The organism is Micromonospora sp. WMMC415, from assembly GCF_009707425.1.
Classification (GTDB): domain Bacteria; phylum Actinomycetota; class Actinomycetes; order Mycobacteriales; family Micromonosporaceae; genus Micromonospora.
Window position 1 is genome coordinate 105,881 of sequence record NZ_CP046104.1, and the last position, 20,692, is coordinate 126,572.

16 protein-coding genes and 1 pseudogene are annotated in these 20,692 nt (G+C 74.5%); 9 read left to right on the forward strand and 8 right to left on the reverse strand.

The window, feature by feature from the left end; all coding sequences use genetic code 11:
* Positions 1-41: 41 nt before the first annotated feature.
* The 5 genes and pseudogenes from GKC29_RS00505 to GKC29_RS00525 all read left to right on the forward strand — a co-directional run bounded on the left by GKC29_RS00505 (position 42) and on the right by GKC29_RS00525 (position 6,474).
* Positions 42-1,292 (forward strand): cytochrome ubiquinol oxidase subunit I, encoded by a 1,251-nt coding sequence (locus tag GKC29_RS00505; protein ID WP_155328929.1) that lies wholly within the window; start codon positions 42-44, stop codon positions 1,290-1,292.
* Between the two features lie 11 nt (positions 1,293-1,303).
* Positions 1,304-2,311 (forward strand): cytochrome d ubiquinol oxidase subunit II, encoded by a 1,008-nt coding sequence (locus GKC29_RS00510; protein ID WP_155328930.1) that lies wholly within the window; start codon positions 1,304-1,306, stop codon positions 2,309-2,311.
* Positions 2,308-3,984: a thiol reductant ABC exporter subunit CydD gene (gene cydD, locus GKC29_RS00515; RefSeq protein ID WP_155328931.1), complete on the forward strand. Its 1,677-nt coding sequence runs from the start codon at positions 2,308-2,310 to the stop codon at positions 3,982-3,984. Before GKC29_RS00510 ends, cydD begins: the two co-directional genes overlap by 4 nt.
* A 2-nt stretch (positions 3,985-3,986) precedes the next feature.
* Positions 3,987-5,735: pseudogene (cydC, locus tag GKC29_RS00520) on the forward strand (thiol reductant ABC exporter subunit CydC); the annotation flags it as partial.
* An 82-nt stretch (positions 5,736-5,817) separates the two neighbouring features.
* Complete coding sequence (locus tag GKC29_RS00525) at positions 5,818-6,474, forward strand: permease prefix domain 1-containing protein (RefSeq protein ID WP_155328933.1); 657 nt, start codon at positions 5,818-5,820, stop codon at positions 6,472-6,474.
* A gap of 22 nt (positions 6,475-6,496) precedes the next feature.
* On the opposite strand, the gene GKC29_RS00530 is transcribed toward GKC29_RS00525, so the two are convergent.
* The gene (locus tag GKC29_RS00530) at positions 6,497-6,838 is read right to left on the reverse strand and encodes a PadR family transcriptional regulator (RefSeq protein ID WP_155328934.1); all 342 of its coding nucleotides are present in this window, start codon (positions 6,836-6,838) and stop codon (positions 6,497-6,499) included.
* A gap of 115 nt (positions 6,839-6,953) precedes the next feature.
* Between GKC29_RS00530 and GKC29_RS00535 the strand changes: the two genes are divergently transcribed.
* Both GKC29_RS00535 and GKC29_RS00540 read left to right on the forward strand, forming a co-directional pair.
* A complete protein-coding gene (locus GKC29_RS00535; RefSeq protein WP_155328935.1) occupies positions 6,954-7,892 on the forward strand; it encodes a DNA primase in 939 nt (312 codons plus the stop codon).
* 40 nt (positions 7,893-7,932) lie between these two features.
* Positions 7,933-10,260: a transposase gene (locus GKC29_RS00540; protein WP_155328936.1), complete on the forward strand. Its 2,328-nt coding sequence runs from the start codon at positions 7,933-7,935 to the stop codon at positions 10,258-10,260.
* Between the two features lie 298 nt (positions 10,261-10,558).
* On the opposite strand, the gene GKC29_RS00545 is transcribed toward GKC29_RS00540, so the two are convergent.
* The 4 genes from GKC29_RS00545 to GKC29_RS00560 all read right to left on the reverse strand — a co-directional run bounded on the left by GKC29_RS00545 (position 10,559) and on the right by GKC29_RS00560 (position 15,588).
* Positions 10,559-11,149, reverse strand: a complete 591-nt coding sequence (locus GKC29_RS00545; protein ID WP_155328937.1) for an ATP/GTP-binding protein — start codon at positions 11,147-11,149, stop codon at positions 10,559-10,561.
* Position 11,150: 1 nt separating this feature from the next.
* Positions 11,151-11,528 (reverse strand): DUF742 domain-containing protein, encoded by a 378-nt coding sequence (locus tag GKC29_RS00550; RefSeq protein WP_155328938.1) that lies wholly within the window; start codon positions 11,526-11,528, stop codon positions 11,151-11,153.
* Between the two features lie 92 nt (positions 11,529-11,620).
* Positions 11,621-12,025 (reverse strand): roadblock/LC7 domain-containing protein, encoded by a 405-nt coding sequence (locus tag GKC29_RS00555; RefSeq protein WP_155328939.1) that lies wholly within the window; start codon positions 12,023-12,025, stop codon positions 11,621-11,623.
* Positions 12,022-15,588: a sensor histidine kinase gene (locus GKC29_RS00560; RefSeq protein ID WP_155328940.1), complete on the reverse strand. Its 3,567-nt coding sequence runs from the start codon at positions 15,586-15,588 to the stop codon at positions 12,022-12,024. The genes GKC29_RS00555 and GKC29_RS00560 overlap by 4 nt, the downstream gene beginning before the upstream one ends.
* Before the next feature lie 460 nt (positions 15,589-16,048).
* Between GKC29_RS00560 and GKC29_RS29735 the strand changes: the two genes are divergently transcribed.
* Positions 16,049-16,387, forward strand: coding sequence for a hypothetical protein (locus GKC29_RS29735; protein WP_230688864.1), 339 nt, complete (start codon positions 16,049-16,051; stop codon positions 16,385-16,387).
* A 19-nt stretch (positions 16,388-16,406) separates the two neighbouring features.
* Here GKC29_RS29735 and GKC29_RS00570 read toward each other — a convergent pair whose 3' ends face one another.
* Positions 16,407-17,486 (reverse strand): adenosine deaminase, encoded by a 1,080-nt coding sequence (locus GKC29_RS00570; protein ID WP_155328942.1) that lies wholly within the window; start codon positions 17,484-17,486, stop codon positions 16,407-16,409.
* A 133-nt stretch (positions 17,487-17,619) separates the two neighbouring features.
* Here GKC29_RS00570 and GKC29_RS00575 point away from each other — a divergent pair, with 133 nt between their 5' ends.
* The gene (locus tag GKC29_RS00575) at positions 17,620-18,621 is read left to right on the forward strand and encodes a putative RNA methyltransferase (RefSeq protein WP_155328943.1); all 1,002 of its coding nucleotides are present in this window, start codon (positions 17,620-17,622) and stop codon (positions 18,619-18,621) included.
* A 7-nt stretch (positions 18,622-18,628) separates the two neighbouring features.
* On the opposite strand, the gene GKC29_RS00580 is transcribed toward GKC29_RS00575, so the two are convergent.
* Together GKC29_RS00580 and GKC29_RS00585 are read right to left on the reverse strand one after the other, a co-directional pair.
* On the reverse strand, positions 18,629-19,309 hold the full coding sequence (locus GKC29_RS00580; protein ID WP_155328944.1) for a DUF4272 domain-containing protein: 681 nt from the start codon (positions 19,307-19,309) through the stop codon (positions 18,629-18,631).
* A gap of 102 nt (positions 19,310-19,411) precedes the next feature.
* Positions 19,412-20,692: a thymidine phosphorylase gene (locus GKC29_RS00585; RefSeq protein WP_155328945.1), complete on the reverse strand. Its 1,281-nt coding sequence runs from the start codon at positions 20,690-20,692 to the stop codon at positions 19,412-19,414.

A 20,692-nucleotide genomic window follows, 5' to 3' on the forward strand; every position in this document is an offset into this window, starting at 1 on the left:
AGGCTCTCTACGACAGCAGCCGATCATCGGGAGGGCCGACCATGGACACGCTGCTCCTCGCCCGCCTCCAGTTCGCTACGACGACGTCGATCCACTTCCTCTTCGTGGTGGTGACGCTCGGGCTGGTCACGCTGCTGGTCGGCCTGCAGACCGCCTGGGTGCTCACCGACAAGCCGGTCTACGAGCGGCTGACCCGCTTCTGGGGCCAGCTCTACGTGATCAACTACGTGCTCGGCATCGCCACCGGCATCGTGATGGAGTTCCAGTTCGGGCTGAACTGGAGCGGGCTGTCGCGCTACGTGGGCAACGTCTTCGGCGCGCCCCTCGCCATCGAGACCCTGGTCGCCTTCTTCCTGGAGTCGACCTTCCTCGGCATGTGGATCTTCGGCTGGCACCGGCTCCGCCGGGGCGTCCACCTGGCACTGCTCTACGGTGTGGCGATCACCGCGTACGCGTCCGCGTTCTGGATCATGGTCGCCAACTCCTGGCTCCAGAACCCGGTCGGGTACGAGGTCCGGGACGGCATCGCGCACCTCACCGACTTCACCGCCCTGCTCACCAACCCGAGCCTCGGCATGGCGCTCGGGCACGTGATCGCGGCGTCCCTGCTCGTCGGCGGGATGCTGATGGCCGCGGTGAGCGCCGGGCACCTCCTGCGGCGCACCCCCGACTTCGCGCTCCACCGCACCGCCCTGCGGATCGGCCTGGTCACCGCCGCGCTGTCGATCACCCTGGTGCAGGGCTTCGGGTTCGCCCAGTTCGGGCCGGTCGGCGAGGTGCAGCCGACCAAGTTCGGCGGCGGCCCGGGCGCGGACGCGCTGGTGGCCGAGTGGACCGCCCGGTTCGGCCCCGGCGACTACACCCCGCCGGCGCTGGCCAGCGTCGGGCTCGGGTTCATGATCCTCATCGGCTTCGGCCTCGGCACGCTCTGGCTGCTGTTGCCGCTGCTCTGGCGGGACTGGATCATCCGGCTCCGCTTCCCGCTCTGGCTGCTGCTGCTCGCCCTGCCGCTGCCCTTCGTCGCGGCGATCCTCGGCTGGATCGCCCGCGAGGTCGGCCGGCAGCCCTGGGTGGCGTACGGGCTGCTCCCCACGGACCAGGCCGTCTCCGGTGTCGGCCCCGGGGTGATGCTCGCCTCCCTCATCGGCTTCACGTTGCTCCTCGGCACGCTCACCGTCACCAACTGGGTGCTGCTGGCGAGGCACGCCGCCGGTGGCGCCGTCGATCCCGCTCTCGGCCGCCGGCCGGAGCAACCGCCGGCCGACCCCCGCCCCGAACCCGCCTTCGCCTGAGGGAGACGACCGTGGAACTCGCCTGGTACGCGCTGCTCGGTGCCTTCTTCGCCGCCTACCTCGTGCTCGGCGGCTACGACTACGGAGTCGGGCTGCTGCTCGCCCGGCGCACCGGGCCGGCGAGCCGGCGCGCCGCCCTCAACGCCGTCGGCCCGTTCTTCCTCGGCAACGAGGTCTGGCTGGTCGCGGCCGTCGGCATCCTGTTCGGCGCATTCCCGCTGCTGGAGGGAGAACTGCTCGCCGGCCTCTACCCGGCCGTGGTCGGGGCGCTGGCCGGCGTGATCCTGGTGACCGCCGGAGTGCAGCTGCGCAGCCGTCCGGCCGGTGACCGCGCCCGCGCCACCTGGGACCGGGTGGTGCTCGTCGGCAGCCTGCTCGCCGCGCTGGGCTGGGGCGCCGTGCTCGCCGGGCTGCTCCAGGGCGTACCGCTGCACGCCGACGGCCACGTCGCCGGGGTGACCCACCTCTTCACCCCGTTCGTGGCCGCCGTCGGGCTCGCGGTGGTCGCCCTGGTCGCGGTGCACGGCGCGACCTTCCTCACTCTCCGCCTGCCGGCCACCGACGCCGAGCCGCTGGCCCGGCTGGCCCGCGGGCTGGTCCCGGTGGCCCTCGCCGCCGTCGGCACCGCCGCCGTCGTGGGCCTGCTCTCGGACCGGGTACGCGCCGCCGCGCAACAGCCAGCGGTGGGCGTACTCCTGCTGGCGCTGCTGGTCGCGGCCCTGCTGACCGCCCGGCTCGCGCTCGCCCGGCGGCGGCCCGGGGTGGCGTTCGCCGCCACCGCCACGGCCCTCGCGGTGCCGGTGGCGCTGGTCGGGGCGACGCTCTGGCCGTACGCGCTGGTCTCCACCGTCGATCCCGGCGCGTCGCTGACCGTGACCGACGCGGCGGCCAGCGGGCCCACCCTGCGCCTGCTGGGCTGGCTGACGGTGCCGCTTCTGCCGGCCCTACTAGGCTTTCAGGCGATGTGCTGGTGGGTGTTCCGGGGACGGACCGACGGCAGGGCACCGGTGTACTGGTGAACCGCCGTCCCTTCGACCCGCGTCTGCTGCGCCGGGTCCCCGCGGCCCGGCGCGACCTCGCCGTGCTCGCACTGCTCGGCGTGCTCGCCGCGGGTCTGGTGGTGGCGCAGGCGACCGCGCTCGCGGCGCTGCTCGCCACCGCCTTCGAGGGACGGTTGGACCGGCCGGCGCTGGCCGGGTTCGTCGCGGCGGTCGCCGCCCGGTCGCTGCTGGTCTGGGCGCAGGGCACGGTCTCGGCACGGGCCGCGGCGACGGTCAAGGCCGAGCTGCGGGTCGACCTGCTCGACGCGGTCGGGCGGCACGGCCCGACCTGGGTGGCCGGGCAGCGCGCCGGCCAGCTCGCCACGCTCACCGGCCGCGGCCTGGATGCGCTGGACGCCTACTTCACCGGTTACCTGCCCCAACTCGTCCTGAGCGTGACGGTGCCGGTGGCGGTGCTCGCCCGGATCTTCCTCGCCGACTGGAGTTCCGCTCTCATCATCGCGGTCACGCTGCCGCTCATCCCGATCTTCGGCGCCCTGCTCGGCTGGCAGGCCCAGGCGGCGACCGAGCGGCAGTGGCGACGACTCTCCCTGCTCGGCGGCCACTTCCTGGACATGGTGGCCGGGCTTCCCACGCTGCGGGCCTTCGGGCGGGCGCGGGCGCAGACCGAGGTGGTCCGCCGGATGGCCGACGGGCACCGCACGGCGACCATGAAGACCCTGCGCATCGCGTTCCTCTCCGCGCTGGTTCTGGAACTCGTCGCCACCCTCTCGGTGGCGCTGGTCGCGGTGCCGGTGGGCATCCGGCTGCTCGGCGGTGGGCTCACCCTCCAGACCGCGCTGCTGGTGCTGCTGCTCACCCCGGAGGCGTACCTGCCGCTACGGGCCGCCGGCAGCCGCTTCCACGCCAGCATGGAAGGGCTCACCGCACTGGACGAGGCGCTCACGCTCGCCGAGGGCGCGCCGGCCGGCGGGCCCCGGGCGGGCGCGGCCGTGCCGGACGGGCGCGGTGAGATCCGGTTCGAGGGGGTGACCGTCGCGTACGACCGCACCATCGCCCTGCGCGACGTCACGCTGACCATCCGGCCCGGCGAGCGGATCGCCGTCGTCGGGCCGAGCGGCGCCGGCAAGAGCACCCTGCTGGGCCTCCTGCTCGGCTTCGTGACGCCGACCGCCGGCCGGGTCACCGTCGGCGGAACGGACCTGGCCGGCGCCGACCTGGACGCCTGGCGCCGGCACCTGGCCTGGGTGCCGCAGCGGGCCCACCTCTTCGCCGCCTCGCTGGCCGACAACATCCGGCTCGGCTCCTCCGACGTCCCGGACGCCGCACTGGCCGGCGCGGTCCGCGACGCCGCGCTGGACGACGTCGTCGCCGCACTGCCCGACGGTCTGGCCACCATGCTCGGCGAGCGCGGGCACGGCCTCTCCAGCGGCCAGCGGCAGCGGGTGGCACTGGCCCGCGCGTTCCTGCGGGACGCACCCGTGGTGCTGCTCGACGAGCCCACCGCACGACTCGACTCGGCCAGCGAGGCAGCCGTCCTCGACGCCACCCGCGCCCTGATCTCCGGCCGGACGGCGCTGCTGGTCGCGCACCGCCCGGCGCTGCTCGCCGACGCCGACCGCATCCTGCGGATCGCCGACGGGCGGGTCACCGAGCTCACCCCGGCCCCGGCCGGGAAGGTGACACCGTGAACGCGCCGGAGCGCACCGTGCTGCGCCTGGCCCGCCCGTACCTCTACCGGCTGGTCGGCGCGGGCCTGCTCGCCGCCGCCACCGAGTTCGCCGCCCTGGCCCTGATGGCCACGGCGACGTGGCTGCTGATGTCCGCCGCCGAGCGGCCACCGCTGGACCGTTTGACCGTCGCCATCGTCGCCGTCCGGGCACTGGCCATCGGGCGCGGCGTGCTCCGCTACACCGAACGCCTGGCCGGGCACGACGCGGTGCTGCGGCTGGTCACCGACGTCCGCGCCCGGGTGTTCGCCGCCCTGGCCGCCCGCCGGGACAGCGCCGGGCAGCGCTCCGGCGACGCCCTGAGCCGGCTGGTCTCCGACGTCGAGGCCGTACAGGACCTGCTGCTGCGGGTCGTCGTACCGGCCGCCGCCGCGGGCCTGGTGGGCGTGGTCGCCGTCGGTGCGGCGGCCCTCGTCTCCCCGGCCGCCGCCGGGGCGCTCGCGGCCGGCCTGCTGCTCGCCGGTGTCGCGTTGCCGGCCCTGGCCACCGCGCTCACCCGGCACGCCGCCGCCGAGCTGGCGCCGCTGCGCGGTGCCCTGGCCGCCGACGCGGTCGACCTGACCCACGGCGCCGCCGACCTCGCCGCCTTCGGCGCCACCGGGCAGGCGCTGGGGGTGGCCGCGGACCGGGCCCGGCGGCTGGCCCGGCTCGAACGGCGGCTGGCCGCGACCGGGTTCGCCGTCGACGCGGCGGGTGTGCTGGTGGGCGGGCTGACCGCCGGCGCGGTCGTGCTGGTGGCGCTGGCGGCCGGAGTGGACGGCGTGCTGGTCGGTGTGCTGGCCGTCGGCACGCTCGCCGCCGTCGAGATCGCGCTCGCCCTGGTCGGCGCGGCGCGCCAGTGGACCGGTCTGCGAGCCGGCCTGAGCCGCGTCGCCGCCCTGCTCGACGAGAGCGAGGACGTGGCGTCCCCGGCCCCGACACCGACCACGCCCACCCCGGCCGCCGCCCCCGACGTCCGGTTCGAGGACGTGACCGTCCGGTACCGCGCCGCGGCCGCGCCCGCCCTGCACGATTTCCACCTGCACCTGCCGCCCGGTCGGCGGGTCGCCGTCGTCGGGCCCAGCGGCGCGGGCAAGAGCACCCTCGCCGCCGTCCTGACCGGCTCGGTGCGGCCCACCTCGGGTCGGGTCGACCTGGACGGGCGCGACCTGTCGGCGTACCCCGCCGAGGCGCTGCCCCGGCTCGTCGGGGGTCTGCTCGCCGAGGCGTACGTCTTCCACGCCACCGTCCGGGAGAACCTGCTGCTGGGGCGGCCCGGCGCGGGCGAGGACGACCTGGCCGCGGCCACCGCCGCGGCCGGCCTCCTGGACTGGGTACGCGCACAGCCGGACGGCTGGGACACCGTGGTGGGCGAGGAGGGCGGCCAACTCTCCGGCGGCCAGCGGCAGCGCCTGGCCCTGGCACGGGCGCTGCTCGCCGCGCCCCCGGTGCTGGTGCTCGACGAGCCGACCGAGGGGCTCGACCCGACGGCGGCGGACGCGGTGCTCGACTCCGTCCTGGCCGCCACCCCGGCGGGGCACTCCGTGCTGCTGATCAGCCACCGCCTGCGCGGACTCGACGGGTTCGACGAGATCCTGGTGCTGGACTCCGGCCGGGTGGCGCAGCGCGGCCGGCACGCCGACCTGGTCGCGCTGCCCGGCTGGTACCGGGACCAGTGGCTCCTCCAGGAGGCCGCCGAGCGCGGCTACCTCGCCCTCGGCCCCCTTCCCTGACCGTCCCCGCACACGCCGGATCCGGGTCGGCCCAGGGATGTCCCGGACGGCACGGGGCGGCCGGTCGTGGCAGGGTGGTGGCATGCGGGGCGGCGACGAGGTGCTTGTTGAGGAGCGGCTGCGGGCGCTGGAGGAGCGGCTGCGTGGGCCGAGCAGGCTGAAGGCCGATCTGCTGACCGAGGCGCGGAACGGGCTGCTGGACGCCGTCGAGGCGTACCGGGAGGACGGGCTGCCGGCGGCGGAGGCCCGCCGCCGGGCGGTGGCCGAGTTCGGCACGCCGGCGCAGCTCGCCCCGGCGTACCAGGCCGAGCTGGCCGTCGGCGCGCTGCGCGGCCTGGCCTGGCGGGTGCTCGCGGTGGCCGCCGCCGGCATCGCCGCCGGTGACCTCACCTGGCGCGGCGCGAGCTGGAGCGACGGCCCCCGGCCTCCGGCGGGCTACCTGCTGCTGTCGGCGTCGATGGACTGGCTCTGGTTCACCGCCGCGGTGCTCGGCGGGCTGGGCGTCCTGGTGGCCGGCGCACGCCGGCGCAGTCCCGTCGTCGACCGGCTGGTCGGCGCCGGCCTGACCGGTCTGCTCGCCCTCGGCGGGCTCGCCGGCGCTGCCCTCTTCGGCTGGTCGGTCGGGCTCTGGGACGGCGCGCTCACCTGGCCGCCGATGATCATCGGTGCGGTGCTGGTGGCCGCCGGCTTCCTCTGGCTGGGTCGCGCCGCCCGGGGCTGGGTGCACGCCGTCCGCTGACCGCCGCCGGGAAGGGCGCTCCTCAGGCGGGTGTGGTGGGTGGCGCGTCCGCGTCGAGGAACCGGCCGACGGTGGAGCTGAACTCGCGCCAGCCGGACCGCTCACCGGCCAGCGCCCGGCGGCCCGCGTCGGTCAACTGGTACGTCCGCCGCTCCCGGCCGTTGACGGTGCTCCAGGTGCTCGCGACGTGGCCGGCCCGCTCCAGTCGGCGCAGCGCGGGATAGATGGTGCCGGTCGGCAGATCGAGGTGGCCGTCGCTCCGGCTGCGGAGCGCCTCGATGATGGCGTAGCCGTGCAGTGGTCCCTGTTCGAGCACCGCCAGGAGCAGTGCGTCGAGGTGTCCGTGCAGCGCCTGGGCCTTCATACGTAGCAACGCTACTTGTCGTCCGGCCGGACCGCCACCGGGGTGCGGACACCGGGACGCCCGGGTCGCCCACTAGGGTATGTGCGCGTAGTCACTCGCCGGAGGAGCCCGGCGGGTGGGCAGCCCGAAGCACACGGAGGTCAGCGTGGCCCGCCAGTCGCCTCACCGGTCCGACGCCGACGAGCCCGATCTCGACGGCCCGGCCGAGTCCGGCACCGCAACCGAGTCCGCCGAGGCCGCCCGCGCACTCTGGGAGGAACTGCGGATCGACCCGGTCGAGATCGCCCTGCCCGCCGGCACCGGCTACACCCTTCGGGCGTACCGGCCGGCCCGGGAGCTGACCCCGACCGACGTCGAGGAGCGGGACCAGGACGACCCCTTCCTCGCCCGCCGTCAGGTGGTGACGGAAGAGGACGAGGACGACGAGAGCGTCGTCATCCTCGACGAGGAGGTCGCCCAGGAGTTCGCCGAGAGCGACGAGGAGGAGGCCCGGGAGGCCCGCCGCGGCGGCAAGGGTGAGACGGAGGACGAGGCCGAGGCCGAGGCGGCCGAGGAGGAGGCGGACGACGAGGAGGTGCCGGTCTTCCTCAGCCACAAGGGCCGGCTGCTGCTCTTCAAGACCCCGGAGTCACTGGTCAGCTTCGTCCGGTCCGGTGCGCCCAACGACCTGTCTCAACTGGACAGCTGGCATGAACTGTCCGAACGGGTGGAACCGGCCGACATCGCCCCGCTCGACGAGGACATCTACGAGCTCGACCTGGTGGTGGAGAACCTGCGCGGCGGGCACGACGCCTGGGATCCCACGCTGCTCATCGAAGCCGGCGAGATCGCTCGTGACATCTCGTACGCACTGCGGCTACCGGCCGTGCTGGACATGCTCTCCGCCGGGTCCAGCCTCGACGATCTGGACGAGGCACTGCGGGCCTCTGTCAACGGGGGGATCGGCGGATTCCTCGGCCGGCGTCGGTTGAAGAAAATCGGGGCACAAACCGCAAGTTTGGGTTGGCGCACCATTGTCGGCAAGATCTCTGCTGTCGTGGACTGGCGCGACTGACCCGTACCAGGGAGCATCAGTCTCTGGCAGAGAAGACCTTGTGTCCCGGGAGGAGGACGACGCCGTGGCGCTCGTGCGCGTGTACTGCGGTTTGGCCTCGGCGGATCCGGCCGACCGACCGGCTTCAGCCGGTTCGACGCTGACGTCCGCTGTGGTCGATGACGCAGGCCGTCTGCTGCATGTCTGCGAGATCAGCGACGACCCCGCCGGCTACGCCCGGCTGGTCACGCTGCTCGTGGAGCGGTCGGGCGGGCCGAGCGGTGCGGCGATCGCCGCCGACAGCGACGACCACACGGTCACCTCGCTGCTCAGCGCGGCAGGCCGACCCCTCGCCATCGCCGACGACGACTCGGTGGACGACTTCGCCGAGCGGTTCGCCGACGACGACTCCCTGGAGGAGATGCAGTCGCCCCCGGCGGAGCGGCGGGCCGTCGGCCTGGCCCGTGCCCTCCAGGCCGGAGCGCTCTCCGCCGTCACCCTGCCCGCCCCCCGGGACCTCGCCGGCTACAAGCAGGTGCTCGCGGCGCACGCCGCGCTCGCCAACGGCCGGCACTCTGCGGCGGTGGCCCTGCGGGAGGTGCTGCGCGAGCTGTACCCGGCCGCGCTGCGCGCGTACCCCGACCCGGCCGAGCCGGTCGCACTCGCGGTCCTGGACGCCCTTCCCGAGCCGGGGCTACTGACCGCCGTCGGCCGCAGCCGGGACGACACGGCCGACCGCGTCGCGGCGGACCTCGCCGCCGACGGTGTCGCCGACACCGACCAGATCGAGGCGGCGGTGACCGCCCTGCGGGTCGCCATCTCCGAGTCGCCCCGCCGGGCGACGGTCAACCGGGCCCTCACCGCCGCGGTGGCCGAGACGGTCCGGCAGGCCGTCGCCTCCGTACGCGCGTGTGACCTCGGGTGCGACGCGCTGGTCGGCGCGCTCGACGACCGGGTGAGCCCTCCGGCGCCCGGCCGTCGCGCCGCCGCCCGCCGTGGCGAGCCGGTCGGCGAGCTGACCCCGGCCGCCAGCGGCGCCACGCTGCGCGCGGTGCGCCCGGCCGAGCCCGCCCGCCCGGCCACCGGCGCCCGCCGGGCCCGCCCGGAACCGGTCTCCGGCGCGACCCCGCCCCCGTCTCCCCGGCCGCTCGGTCCGCCCCCCGTCGCGCCGGCACCGGTGGCGCCGCCGCCGGTGGCTCCGGCACCGGTCGCCCCCGCCGCGTTCGCGGGCCCGCCGGTCTCCGCACCGCCCGCCCGCCCCGAGGCGTCGCCCAGCCGTATCGACGGCCCGACGAACCGGCCGATCTCGGCGCCGCCGCCCCCGCCTCCCGGCATCACGCCCATCGCCCCGACGCAGCGGGGTTCGGTGCCTCCGGCCGAGGCCGGCGAACCGTTCCGGCCGACGCTGACCACGGCGGCGATCCAGAACGCGCGCGCCGAGCGGCAGCGCACGGTCATCCCGCCCCGGCCGAAGACCACGACCGCGCCGCCCGCCCCGGCCGGCGGCTTCAGCGCCACCGACCTCAGCGTGCCGGTGCCCACGCCGCGTCCCGGCCAGGAACCGGCCACCCCGGGCTCCCGGGCCAACTGGCCGCTGGTCAACAACCCGCAGGACCCGGGCGACAGTTCGGCGCGGAACCCGGTGGTCGGCTCGTACGGCGGGCGCGGCGTCGACGCCCCCACCGACCCGGGCACGGAGCGTCGGGTCACCCCGCCCTGGCTCGCCGACGACCTCCCCCAGGAACCGCCGATGCTGCGCCTGGTCGAGCCGCCGCCGCTGGCCGACCGGGCCCTGCGCAACGGGCAGGGCCCGGCGGCCGGCCCGGGCCTGGAGACGCCGCCGCTGCGGCTCGTCGACCGCGACGAGCCCCGCAACGGACGGCCCGCTCCGCGTACGCCGGCGGTGGAGCACCGGCCGGCGCCCCCGGTGGAGCACCGGCCCCCGCCGGTGTCCGACGACGGCGACGGTGACCTGCTGATCTTCGCCCAGGCGAAGTCGGCGTGGTTCGTGGGTCACGGTGAGTCGACCGAGTTCAACTGGTCCTCACTGGACGACAGCGGCTGGCAGGCGGCGGAGCAGGCCGCCAAGCCCGCGATCGGCTCCGAGACCACCGCCGGCCTGCCGAAGCGGGTGCCGCAGGCGAACCTCGTCCCCGGCTCGCCGCTGCGCGACGAGCGTCCACTGCGGATCGTGCGCGACGCCGCCAGCCTCGCCGAGAACACCACCGGCTACTTCCGCGGCTGGCGTCGCGGGCAGGAGATCGGCGGCTTCGCGGTGGGCGGGCGCCCGGGCCGGGAGGCCGCCGGCGGCTGGGACTTCAGCCGCGACACCGGCGACCGCGACGACGACCGGGAGTACGAGTACCGGTCCGCCGGCTACCGGTCCTGACCGGACACTGACGACGCAGCAGGCCCCCGGGCAGAGCCCGGGGGCCTCGTCGTGTGTCCACGGGCCTGACCGGGGGCCGAGTGTGCCGGGCAGAGCCGGGGCCGCGTCGGGTGTCCGCAAGGCCGCACGCGAGGCCTGGAGTGCGCGTGGTCGCGCCCGGGTGGACGTGAGCAGCCGGGTGCGGGACGGTCAGCGTTCGGCGCCGTGCCGCCGGCCACCCGGTCCGGTCGGCCGTACCCGGACAGCACGTCGCGCCCGGTGGCGGCCGAAGCCACCACCGGGCGCGGACGGGCGAACGTCAGGCCCGGGCGACGGCCCGCGACCGGCGCATGGTGAGCACGTACTCGACCAGCGAGATCAGCACGTGCTTGGTCGACTCCCGGTTCCGGGCGTCGCACGCCACCACCGGCACGTCGCTGGAGATGGCCAGCGCGTCCCGGACGTCCTGCGGGTCGTGGTACTGCATGCCGTCGAAGCAGTTGATCGCCACCAGGTACGGCAGCCGCCGGTGCTCGAAGAAGTCGATCGCCGCGAAGCAGTCGGCGAGCCGGCGGGTGTCGACCAGCACGACCGCGCCGATGGCACCGCGGACCAGCTCGTCCCACATGAACCAGAACCGGGTCTGACCGGGCGTACCGAACAGGTACAGGATCAGGTCACGGTCGATCGTGATACGACCGAAGTCCATGGCCACCGTGGTCGTCGTCTTCCCCGGCACCTGCCGGTTGTCGTCGACGCCCACGCTCGCGGAGGTCATGATCGCCTCCGTGGTCAACGGCGTGATCTCCGAGACCGAGCCGACCAGCGTCGTCTTACCGACGCCGAATCCACCGGCGATAACGATCTTCGCCGACGTCACGCGCCCGCTCGCGGTCGGCGGGCGCGACATGTCAGAGCCTGCGAAGTCCACTCAGCACCCTCTCCAGCAGTTCAGTGCCCACCGCGTCGTCCGAGTCGTCCAGAATGGTCGGCTCGTGGACCGCGACCAGGCCATCCGTCGCCATGTCGGCGATGAGCACCCGGGCCACACCGAGCGGTAGCTGCATCCGCGCCGCGATCTCGGCTAGCGACTGCACGCGTCCGTCACACAGCGCGGCGATGTACTGGTGCTCGCGGCCATGACCGCCGTTGCCGTTGGCAGCGGCCCGGCCGCGCACCGTCGTCTCGACGAGCGCTTCCATCGCGATGTCGAGTCGAGGGCGGGTACGACCACGGGTCACGGCGTATGGACGGACCAACGCGCCGGTCGGTTCGTCACGATCGGCCATGTCCCCGCTCACCTCCTTCGTACCCCGGACCGGCTGGCGCCGGTCGAACCCCTCGTTGTCGTTGCCCCGCCGACCGCACGGTCAGCGGAACGTCAGCCCAGCATGCCCGCGGCCGCACGCGGCTGCGGGGTCAACGCGTCGCCCACCCGGTCGACCAGCAGGGCCATCTCGTAGCCCACCTGGCCGACGTCGCAGCTGCGGGCGGCGAGCACGGCGAACGACGAGCCGTCCGAGATGGACATCAGGAACAGGAAGCCGTTGTCCATCTCGACCACCGTCTGGAGAACGGCACCGCCCTCGAAGCAGCGGGCCGCACCCTGGGTGAGGCTGACCAGGCCGGAGGAGATAGCGGCCAACTGGTCGGCCCGGTCCCGCGGAAGGTCCCGCGAGGCCGCGAGGAGCAGGCCGTCCGCCGACACGGCGACCGCGTGCGCGACTCCGGGCACCCGGTCGGCGAAGTTGGCGAGCAGCCAACCGAGATCCTGCGTAGTTGTCATCCTTCTTGCTCCTTCTGCCCGCTCCCGGCCACCGGGCCAGAGCCAGACTGCGAGGACTGCCCACCCGGAGTCTCCCCCGGGGTGGTCGAGTTGCCGTCGGAGGGGTTGCTCCGCCCACGCTGGACACCGCGGTGGTAGGCCGACAGCAGGCCACGGACCGATTCGGGAGTGCGCCGCTGCACCGACGTCGTGGGCTTCTCCACCGCGCCGGGCACGAGTTGCGCCATCGGCGTGCGCTTCGGGAGCCCGGTGGGGGTGGTCGACCCCACCGGCACCTCGCTGGCCGCCGAGGCGGCCCGCCAACCGTCGTCGGCGGCGGTCTGCCATCCGCCGCTGGTCGGCGGCGTAGGCCGCTGCGGCAGCCCCTCGGCGGGAGTGCGGTTCCCGTTCGCCGTCGAGCCGTTCTGGCGCGGAGCGCCGCCGGACGTCGGGGTCTCTGCCATCGGTGCGTTACCTGTCGTTGCGGGTCGTGTCTGCTGCGGCGGTGCCTCGACCCTGGCGAACTGCTGGGTCGTGGCGCCGCCGTTCGGCACGGCCGCCTTGGCGGCCTCCTCCGGGCCCGGACGACGGGTACGGAACCAGGCCGACTCCAGCTCCCGGAAGATCGGCAGCTCCATCGTCTCGTCCGCGTACCGCTGCCGGTTCTGGGCCGGCTGCGGCGTGGTCGGCCGCGCCACTGCGGGCGGCGTGGCCGGAGCCGGTCGGGTGACCGGGGCCGACGGCGTGACGGCGGGACCGGCCTGCGGCGGCACCGGCGCGGACTGCTGCGGCGTCGGGTTCGCCGACGGTTCGGCTGCCGGGCGCGCCACCCGGGGCAGCTCGGTGGTCATGTCCAGCGCCGCGGCGAGCCGCTCCGGCACCGCCGGGGTCGCGGCGTCGCGGGTCGAACCCGGCACCGGCGGCCAGGCCGGCGGGGCGGAGGCGCTCGGGGCCGGCGTCGACGAGACCGGACGCTGGGGCAGCGGCGTGGGGTACGGCTGACCGGACGCCGGGGCGGCCGAGATCGGCTGCCCGGAGACCGGCGAGGCCGACACCGGGGAGGCGGAGATCGGCATGCCCGAGGTCGGCGGGCTGGAGACGGGCGGCGCAGAGTACGGAATCGGCGGGGCCGACACCGGCGGGACCGTCGGCGCCGAGTACGGGCGGGTCTCCGGGCTGCTGGGCAGTTGCCGCGGGATCGCCGGCTGCTGCCCGGTGGTGCCCGGGTCCGCCTGGTTGCGGCGCTGCGGCAGCGGGTCGATCGGCTGGCCGTTGGTGGTACGCGGAGCGAACGCGTCACCGCCGTTGGCCCCGTTGACGACCGGGGTGGCCCCGGTGAGGTCCGACCAGGCCGGCATCCCCCGGGCCGCGCCCGCGGCCGCGGGCGTGCCGGCACCGTTGCGGTGCGCCGGGTCGAACGGGCGGCCGCCGAGCGTCACCTGGTTGCCGGACTCGCCGGGGCGCGGGCCGGGCACCGGCGCGGCCGGGCCGTTCCCGAGCGCCGGCAGGGCACCGAAGGCCGGGGCGGGGCCGCCGAAGGTCGGGGCCGGGCCGGTGGCGGCCGGCGGCAGCGCGGACGACGGCTGCATCCGGCCCGCCAGTGCCCGGGGCACCAGCACCGCGGTCGGCAGGGTCACGTCCGCGACGGTCCCCCGCTCGGCACCGGGCCGCAGCTCCACCTTGACGCCGTGCCGGGACGCCAGCCGGGCGACCACGACCAGACCCATCATCCGGGAGACGGCCACGTCCACCTGCGGCGGCGTGGCGAGCTTGTCGTTCAGCTCGCGGAGCTGGTCCGGGCTGATGCCGATGCCGCGGTCCTCGACGTAGAGCGAAGCGCGGTCGCCGACCCGGCGGGCCTCGACGACGACCTGCGAGTCCGGCGGGGAGAACGCCGTGGCGTTGTCGAACAGCTCGGCGACGAGGTGCACCAGGTCGTTGACGGCGTGCGCCGCGACCTCGATGTCCCGGTCGATGATCCCGAACTCGATCCGCGTGTAGTGCTCGACCTCGGACTGGGCGGCCCGGAGCACGTCGATCAGGGCGGCCGGCTCACGCTGCACACGGGTCGAGTCGGCACCGGCGAGCACCAGCAGGTTCTCGTCGTTGCGGCGCATCCGGGTGGCCAGGTGGTCGAGCTGGAACAGCTCGGCCAGCCGGTCCGGGTCCTCCTCGCCGCGCTCCAGCCGGTCGAGGTGACCGATCAGCCGGTCGACCAGGATCTGCGACCGGCGGGCCAGGTTGACGAACATGGTCGCGACGGACGCCCGCAGGGCGGCCTGCTCGGCGGCGGTGCGGACGGCTTCCAGGTGGACCGCGTTGAACGCCTCGGTCACCTGGCCGAACTCGTCCTTGCTGCGCACCGGCAGCGGCTCGGCGATCTGGTTGGCCAGCTGCACCGGGGTGAGCTGGCCGGTCACCTGCGGGTCACGCAGCCGGGCGACGGCCTGGGGCAGCCCGTACTGGGCGATGGAGAGGGCGCCCTGACGCAGGTCGCGCAGCGACCGGGCCATCGAGCGGGCGACCAGGTACGCGAAGAGAATGGCCAGCAGCAGCATGCTGAGCAGCAGGCCGGTCTCCAGGAACACCTGGCGTTGCACGTCCGACCGGATGTCGTCGGCGAGCCGGACCGCGTCGGCGTCGATCCTCGCCTCGACCTTCCGGATCAGGCCGGCCTCGGCCACCATCGCGCTGTCCCACTGGTTGGCGTTGAAGCCGGCCTGGGTCAGATCACGCGCGCTGGAGAGGCCCCTCAGGTTGCTCCGGTAGCCCTGGGCCTCGCGCAGGTCGGCGCCCGCCACGGTCTGCTGGTAGAGCTCCCGCGCGGGCCGGCCGGCGACCGTGTTGAAGGTCTCCAGCCACTGGCGCTGACCGGTGAACGTGGAGATGTAGATGTCGCGCAGGTTCGGCGTGAGCTGGCGCTGGTTCAGCGAGATGTGCACCACGTAGCGTTCCTGCGAGTGGAACTCCTTGTGCCGGGCGAGCGCGGTGGCGGCGCGCATCTGGTCGCTCAGCTCGAGGTCCCCGGCGAGCTGGGTCGCCGAGTCCCGCACGTTGAGCAGGTTGGCGATCAGGTCGTCGTACTGCTGCTGCGTCTGGGCGGTGTCGAGCTTGCGGTTGAGGACCTGGCTCCGGATGCCGGGCAGGTCGGTCAGGGCGCGGTCGATGAAGCGCAGCTCGTTCTCGAAGCTGTTCGGCAGGTCCTCGACCTCGGCGCGCTGCCGCGAGTACGGCCCCTTGGCCTCCTCGACACCGACGGACGCCTGCTCGTACGCCTTCCGGAACCCGTCGGTGGCGCTCCTCGGCGAGCCCACGAGCCGGATGGCGTTGTTGCGCTCGTCCTGCAGCCGGTTGACCAGCTCGCCCGAGTGGCCGACCAGGCTGGTGAGGTCACCCGCCCGGTTGGCGTTGTTGAGCGTCTGCAGGTGGTCGACCAGACCACTGGTACCCACGACGACCGTGGCGATGGTCGGCACGATCATGATGAGACCGAGCTTGGACCAGATCGGCATGTCGCGGAGCCGACCGGCCGGCCGGCGCAGACGCGACAGGAAAGAGCCTGCCGTCTTTGGCCGTTTGCTCACGTCACCGCCCTCGCGTTTGCAGCGTCCGCGTTACCCTCGGGCAACGCCCAGCGGCCGACCCGGCGGGTCGGACCATCCGAGATTCCATCACGCCGTCTCGGAAACGGAAAGCCCAGGTTGGCCGTCGCGGAGGGTGTGATGAGATGTTCTTGCGATCTGATAGCAATCCGTCTGGCCGGAGTAACTGAAGGTAATGGAACACCCGTACCGCGTTGTCCTGCTCGCCGGCCCTTCCGGCTCCGGAAAGTCGTACATAGCCCGACGAACTGGGCTGCCGGTGCTCTGCCTGGACGACTTCTACAAGAACGGCGATGACCCTACGTTGCCGCGCCTGAACGGCCAGGTCGACTGGGAATCGCCCGCTTCGTGGGACGCCGGGGCAGCCGTGGAGACGATTGTCCGGCTGGCCCGGGAGGGTCGGGCGGACGTCCCGATCTATGCCATCGGGGAGGATCGCAAGGTGGCCACACGGCCATTCGATCTAGCCGGATCGCCACTTTTCATCGCCGAAGGGATTTTCGCCGCCGAGATCGTCGCGGAGTGCCGCCGCCGCGGGGTGCTCGCCGGCGCGTACGCCCTCCGCCGGCCGCGGGGCGCGACCTTCGTCCGCCGGCTCAGCCGCGACCTCGCCGAGCAGCGCAAGGCACCCAGGGTCCTGGTCCGGCGCGGTGTGGCCCTGCTCCGCGCCGAGCCGGCGGTGCTGCGCCGGCAGACCGGCCTCGGCGCGGAGGCCGCCCGCGCGGGCGAGGTGCTGCGCCGGGTGGCCGGACTGCTCGCCGGCCACCCGCACCGTTCCTGACCGCCGGGCGCGCGGCCGGTCAGCCGATCAGCTTCGCGTACGCCGGCTTGATCACCTCGTCGATGATCCGCAGCCGCTGGTCGAACGGGATGAAGGCGCTCTTCATCGCGTTGATCGTGAACCACTGGAGTTCGCGCCAGCCGTAGCCGAAGGCGTCCACCAGCAGCGCCATCTCGCGCGACATGCAGGTGCCGCTCATCAGCCGGTTGTCGGTGTTGACGGTGACCCGGAAGCGCAGGTCCCGCAGGAGCCCGATCGGATGGTCGGCGATCGAGTCGGCGGCGCCGGTCTGGACGTTCGACGACGGGCACAGCTCCAGCGGGATCCGCTTGTCCCGCACGTACGCGGCCAGCCGGCCGAGCACCGGCTCGGGGCCGGCGGTGATGTCGTCCACGATCCGTACGCCGTGGCCGAGCCGGTCGGCGCCGCACCACTGGATCGCCTGCCAGATCGACGGCAGGCCGAACGCCTCGCCAGCGTGGATGGTGAAGTGGAAGTTCTCCCGCTGGAGGTATTCGAACGCGTCCAGGTGCCGGGTGGGCGGGAACCCGGCCTCGGCTCCCGCGATGTCGAAGCCCACCACGCCGGTGTCCCGGTGCCGGACGGCCAGTTCGGCGATCTCCTGCGACCGCGCGGCGTGCCGCATGGCGGTGAGCAGGGTGCCGACGCGGATCGGCGTACCCGCCTCGGCGGCGAGGGCGCTCCCCTCCTCGAAGCCGGCGACGACGGCCTCCACCACCTCGTCCAGCGTGAGGTTCCGCTCCAGGTGCTGCTCGGGGGCGAAGCGGACCTCCGCGTAGACCACGCCGTCGGCGGCCAGGTCGAGCGCGCACTCGCGGGCCACCCGCCGCAGCGACGAGGCGGTCTGCATGACCGCGACGGTGTGGGCGAACGTCTCCAGGTACCGCTCCAGGGAACCGGAGTCGGCAGCGTCGACGAACCAGCGGCCGAGCGCTTCCGGGTCCGTGGTGGGCAGTTCGTGCCCCACCTCGGCGGCCAGCTCGACGATGGTCGCCGGCCGCAGGCCACCGTCGAGGTGGTCGTGCAGCAGCGCCTTCGGGACCTTGACGATGTCCTCGTACCGGATAGTCGCGACCATGGTCAGACCCTAGGGCATGGGTCGACGTCACAGCCCGACCACGCCCTGGCCGGCGATAGGATCGGTGCCATGGGTGTACCACGCCGGTCCGGCAGCCGGCTCTCCCACCACCCGAGCCGGGCCGGCGCCTGACGTGGATCCCCGCATCCTGGACCGGCTGCGCTGCCCGGTCTGCGGCGAGCCGCTCACGGAGGTCACCGCCGGCACCGCCCGCGCGCTGCGCTGTCCCCGCCGGCACAGCTTCGACCTGGCCCGACAGGGCTACGTGAACCTGCTCGCCGGCCGGGCGCCGCACGCCGGGGACACCGCCGAGATGGTCGCCGCCCGCGCCGACTTCCTCGCCGCCGGCCACTACGACCTCATCTCCGCCGCCCTGGCCGGCGCTGCCACCGCAGCCGTCGCCCGTTACCGCGCTGCCCACGGCACCCCCGCCCAACCCCTTTGCTCTGCTTCAACCGACGCGCCGGTTTCTACCGAAAGCCGTTGCGTGGGGGTAAGCAGAGCAAAGGGGCCGGACGCGGCATCCCGACCCGGCGCGGCACCCGGGTCCGGCTCGACGTCGTACCCCCTGCTGGTGGACGCCGGGGCGGGGACCGGCCGGTACCTCGCCGCGGCGCTGGCGGCGCTGCCGGACGCCGTCGGCCTGGCGCTCGACGTGTCGAAGCCGGCGCTGCGCCGCGCGGCGCGCGCCCACGAACGCGCGGCGGCAGCCCTGGCCGACACCTGGCAACGGCTGCCGCTGGCCGACGCGTCCACCGCCGTGCTGCTGAACGTGTTCGCGCCGCGCAACGGCGCCGAGTTCCACCGGGTCCTCGACCCGGCCGGCGCGCTGCTGGTGGTCACCCCGGCCGCCGACCACCTCGCCGAACTGGTCGACCCGCTCGACCTGCTCCGGGTGGACCCGGCCAAGGCGGAACGGGTCGCCGAGAGCCTCGGCGGGCACTTCGTCGAGGAGTCCGGCACCGCGCACCGGGCCCGGTTGACGCTGACCCGCACCGAGGTGGCCACGCTGGTCGGCATGGGCCCCAGCGCCTGGCACACCGACCCGGCCGGGCTCGCCGCCCGGATCACCGCACTGCCCGAACCGGTACCGGTGACCGTGTCCGTGCGGCTCGGCGTCCACCGGCCGCGCTGAGCTCCGCTCAGGTGGACAGGTCCACCTCTTCCCAGCCCGGGGGCTCGTCGTGGTACGGCCCGCGCAGGATCACCGCCCACTCCAGCGCCCACCGGCGCTGCCCGATCGCGTTCGCGTCGACCAGCCCGGGCGGCACCCGACCGGCCTGCTCCACCTCCAGGTACGCCCAGTCCAGGCAGTAGTGGAGGTCGAGCAGGGCCGCCGCGTCGGCGGGATGCTGCGGCGCGGCGAGGATCCGGGTCCGCCAGCGCCCGAACGTCTCACCGGCGGCGATGTTCGGCATCCGCTCCACCAGCCGCTCGTCCACCGGCAGCGTGGGATCCAGCTGCTTGGTCAGGCCGAGCACCCAGGCCAGTGCGAACAGCGCGTCGTGGTGCAGCACGAACGAGCGGTGGTCGCCCTTGCCGCCGGTGACGAACTGCCACTCCGGCGGCGTGACCATCTCCATCAGGTGCGAGGTGAGCAGCCAGCTCATCGCCGCCTGGGGCGGCATGCCGAAGCAACGGGCCAGGATGAGGTGCAGCACCGCGATCCGCGCCTCGATCTCGCCGGTCGGGCGCAGCTCGATCTCGTCCCCGGGCTCCCACACGAGAGGGAACTGCGACGGCGGCAGCGGCAGGCCCAGCCGGGCCAGCTCGTCCAGGCTCGCCTCACGTACCGCGCGGGGATCGGGGGCAGGTACGGCCACGACGGATCATCCTCGTCTGCTCGTGCCGGCTCGACGCCGGGTCGTCCCCCCTGGCCTGGGAGGATAGCCCCACCGTCCCGAGCATCGGAACGCCGGGGGCGATCAGTCGATCCGCTCGATCACCAGCGGCGTCGGGTCGGGCGCGGCGGGCGTGATCCGCACCGCCCGGGCGGCCTCGTCCCGCGCCGCCGGGATCCGGCTCGCGTCCTCGGCGCGCAGCTCGTAGAGGGGCTCGCCGGCCCGGACCGGGTCGCCCGGGCGCTTGCGCAGCACCACACCCGCGGGCACGGACACCGGGTCCTCCTTGCGGGCGCGCCCCGCGCCGAGCCGCCACGCGGCCACCCCCATCGCGTACGCGTCGACCTCCGCGACGAAGCCGTCGGCGTCGGCGCACACCACCTCGATCTCCGGCGCGGTGGGCATCGGGGCGTCCGGGTCACCGCCCTGCGCCCGGATCATCGACCGCCAGACGTCCATCGCCCGGCCGTCGCGCAGCGCGGCCTCCGGGTCGGCGTCCGGCAGGCCGGCCGCGTCGAGCATCTCCCGGGCCAGGGCCAGGGTCAGGTCGACCACGTCGGCCGGGCCGCCGCCGGACAGCACCTCGACCGACTCCGTCACCTCGACCGCGTTGCCGATGGCCAGCCCCAGCGGGGTGGACATGTCGGTGAGCAGCGCGACCGTCCGGACGCCGTGCGCACCGCCCAGCTCGACCATCGTGCGGGCCAGCTCGCGGGCCTGGTCGACGGACTTCATGAACGCGCCCGAGCCGACCTTGACGTCCAGGACCAGGGCACCGGTCCCCTCGGCGATCTTCTTGCTCATGATCGAGCTGGCGATCAGCGGGATCGCCTCGACGGTGCCGGTCACGTCGCGCAGCGCGTACAGCTTGCGGTCGGCCGGCGCGAGTCCCGGCCCCGCCGCGCAGATCACCGCGCCGACGTCGCGAAGCTGGGCGATGAACTCCTCGTTGCTCAGCGCCGCCCGCCAGCCCGGCACCGACTCCAGCTTGTCGAGCGTGCCGCCGGTGTGCCCGAGGCCGCGGCCGGACAGCTGCGGCACGGCAGCGCCGCAGGCCGCCACGAGCGGGGTGAGCGGCAGGGTGATCTTGTCGCCGACGCCGCCGGTCGAGTGCTTGTCGACAGTCGGCCGGTCGACCGCGGACAGGTCCAGCCGCTCGCCGCTGGCGATCATCGCAGCGGTCCACCGGGCGATCTCCGGGCCGGTCATCCCGTTGAGCAGGATCGCCATGGCCAGCGCGGACATCTGCTCGTCGGCGACCACACCCCTGGTGTACGCGTCGACGACCCAGTCGATCTGCGCGTCGGAGAGCACACCCCCGTCCCGCTTCGCCCGGATGACGTCAACCGCCGCAAATGCGCTCAT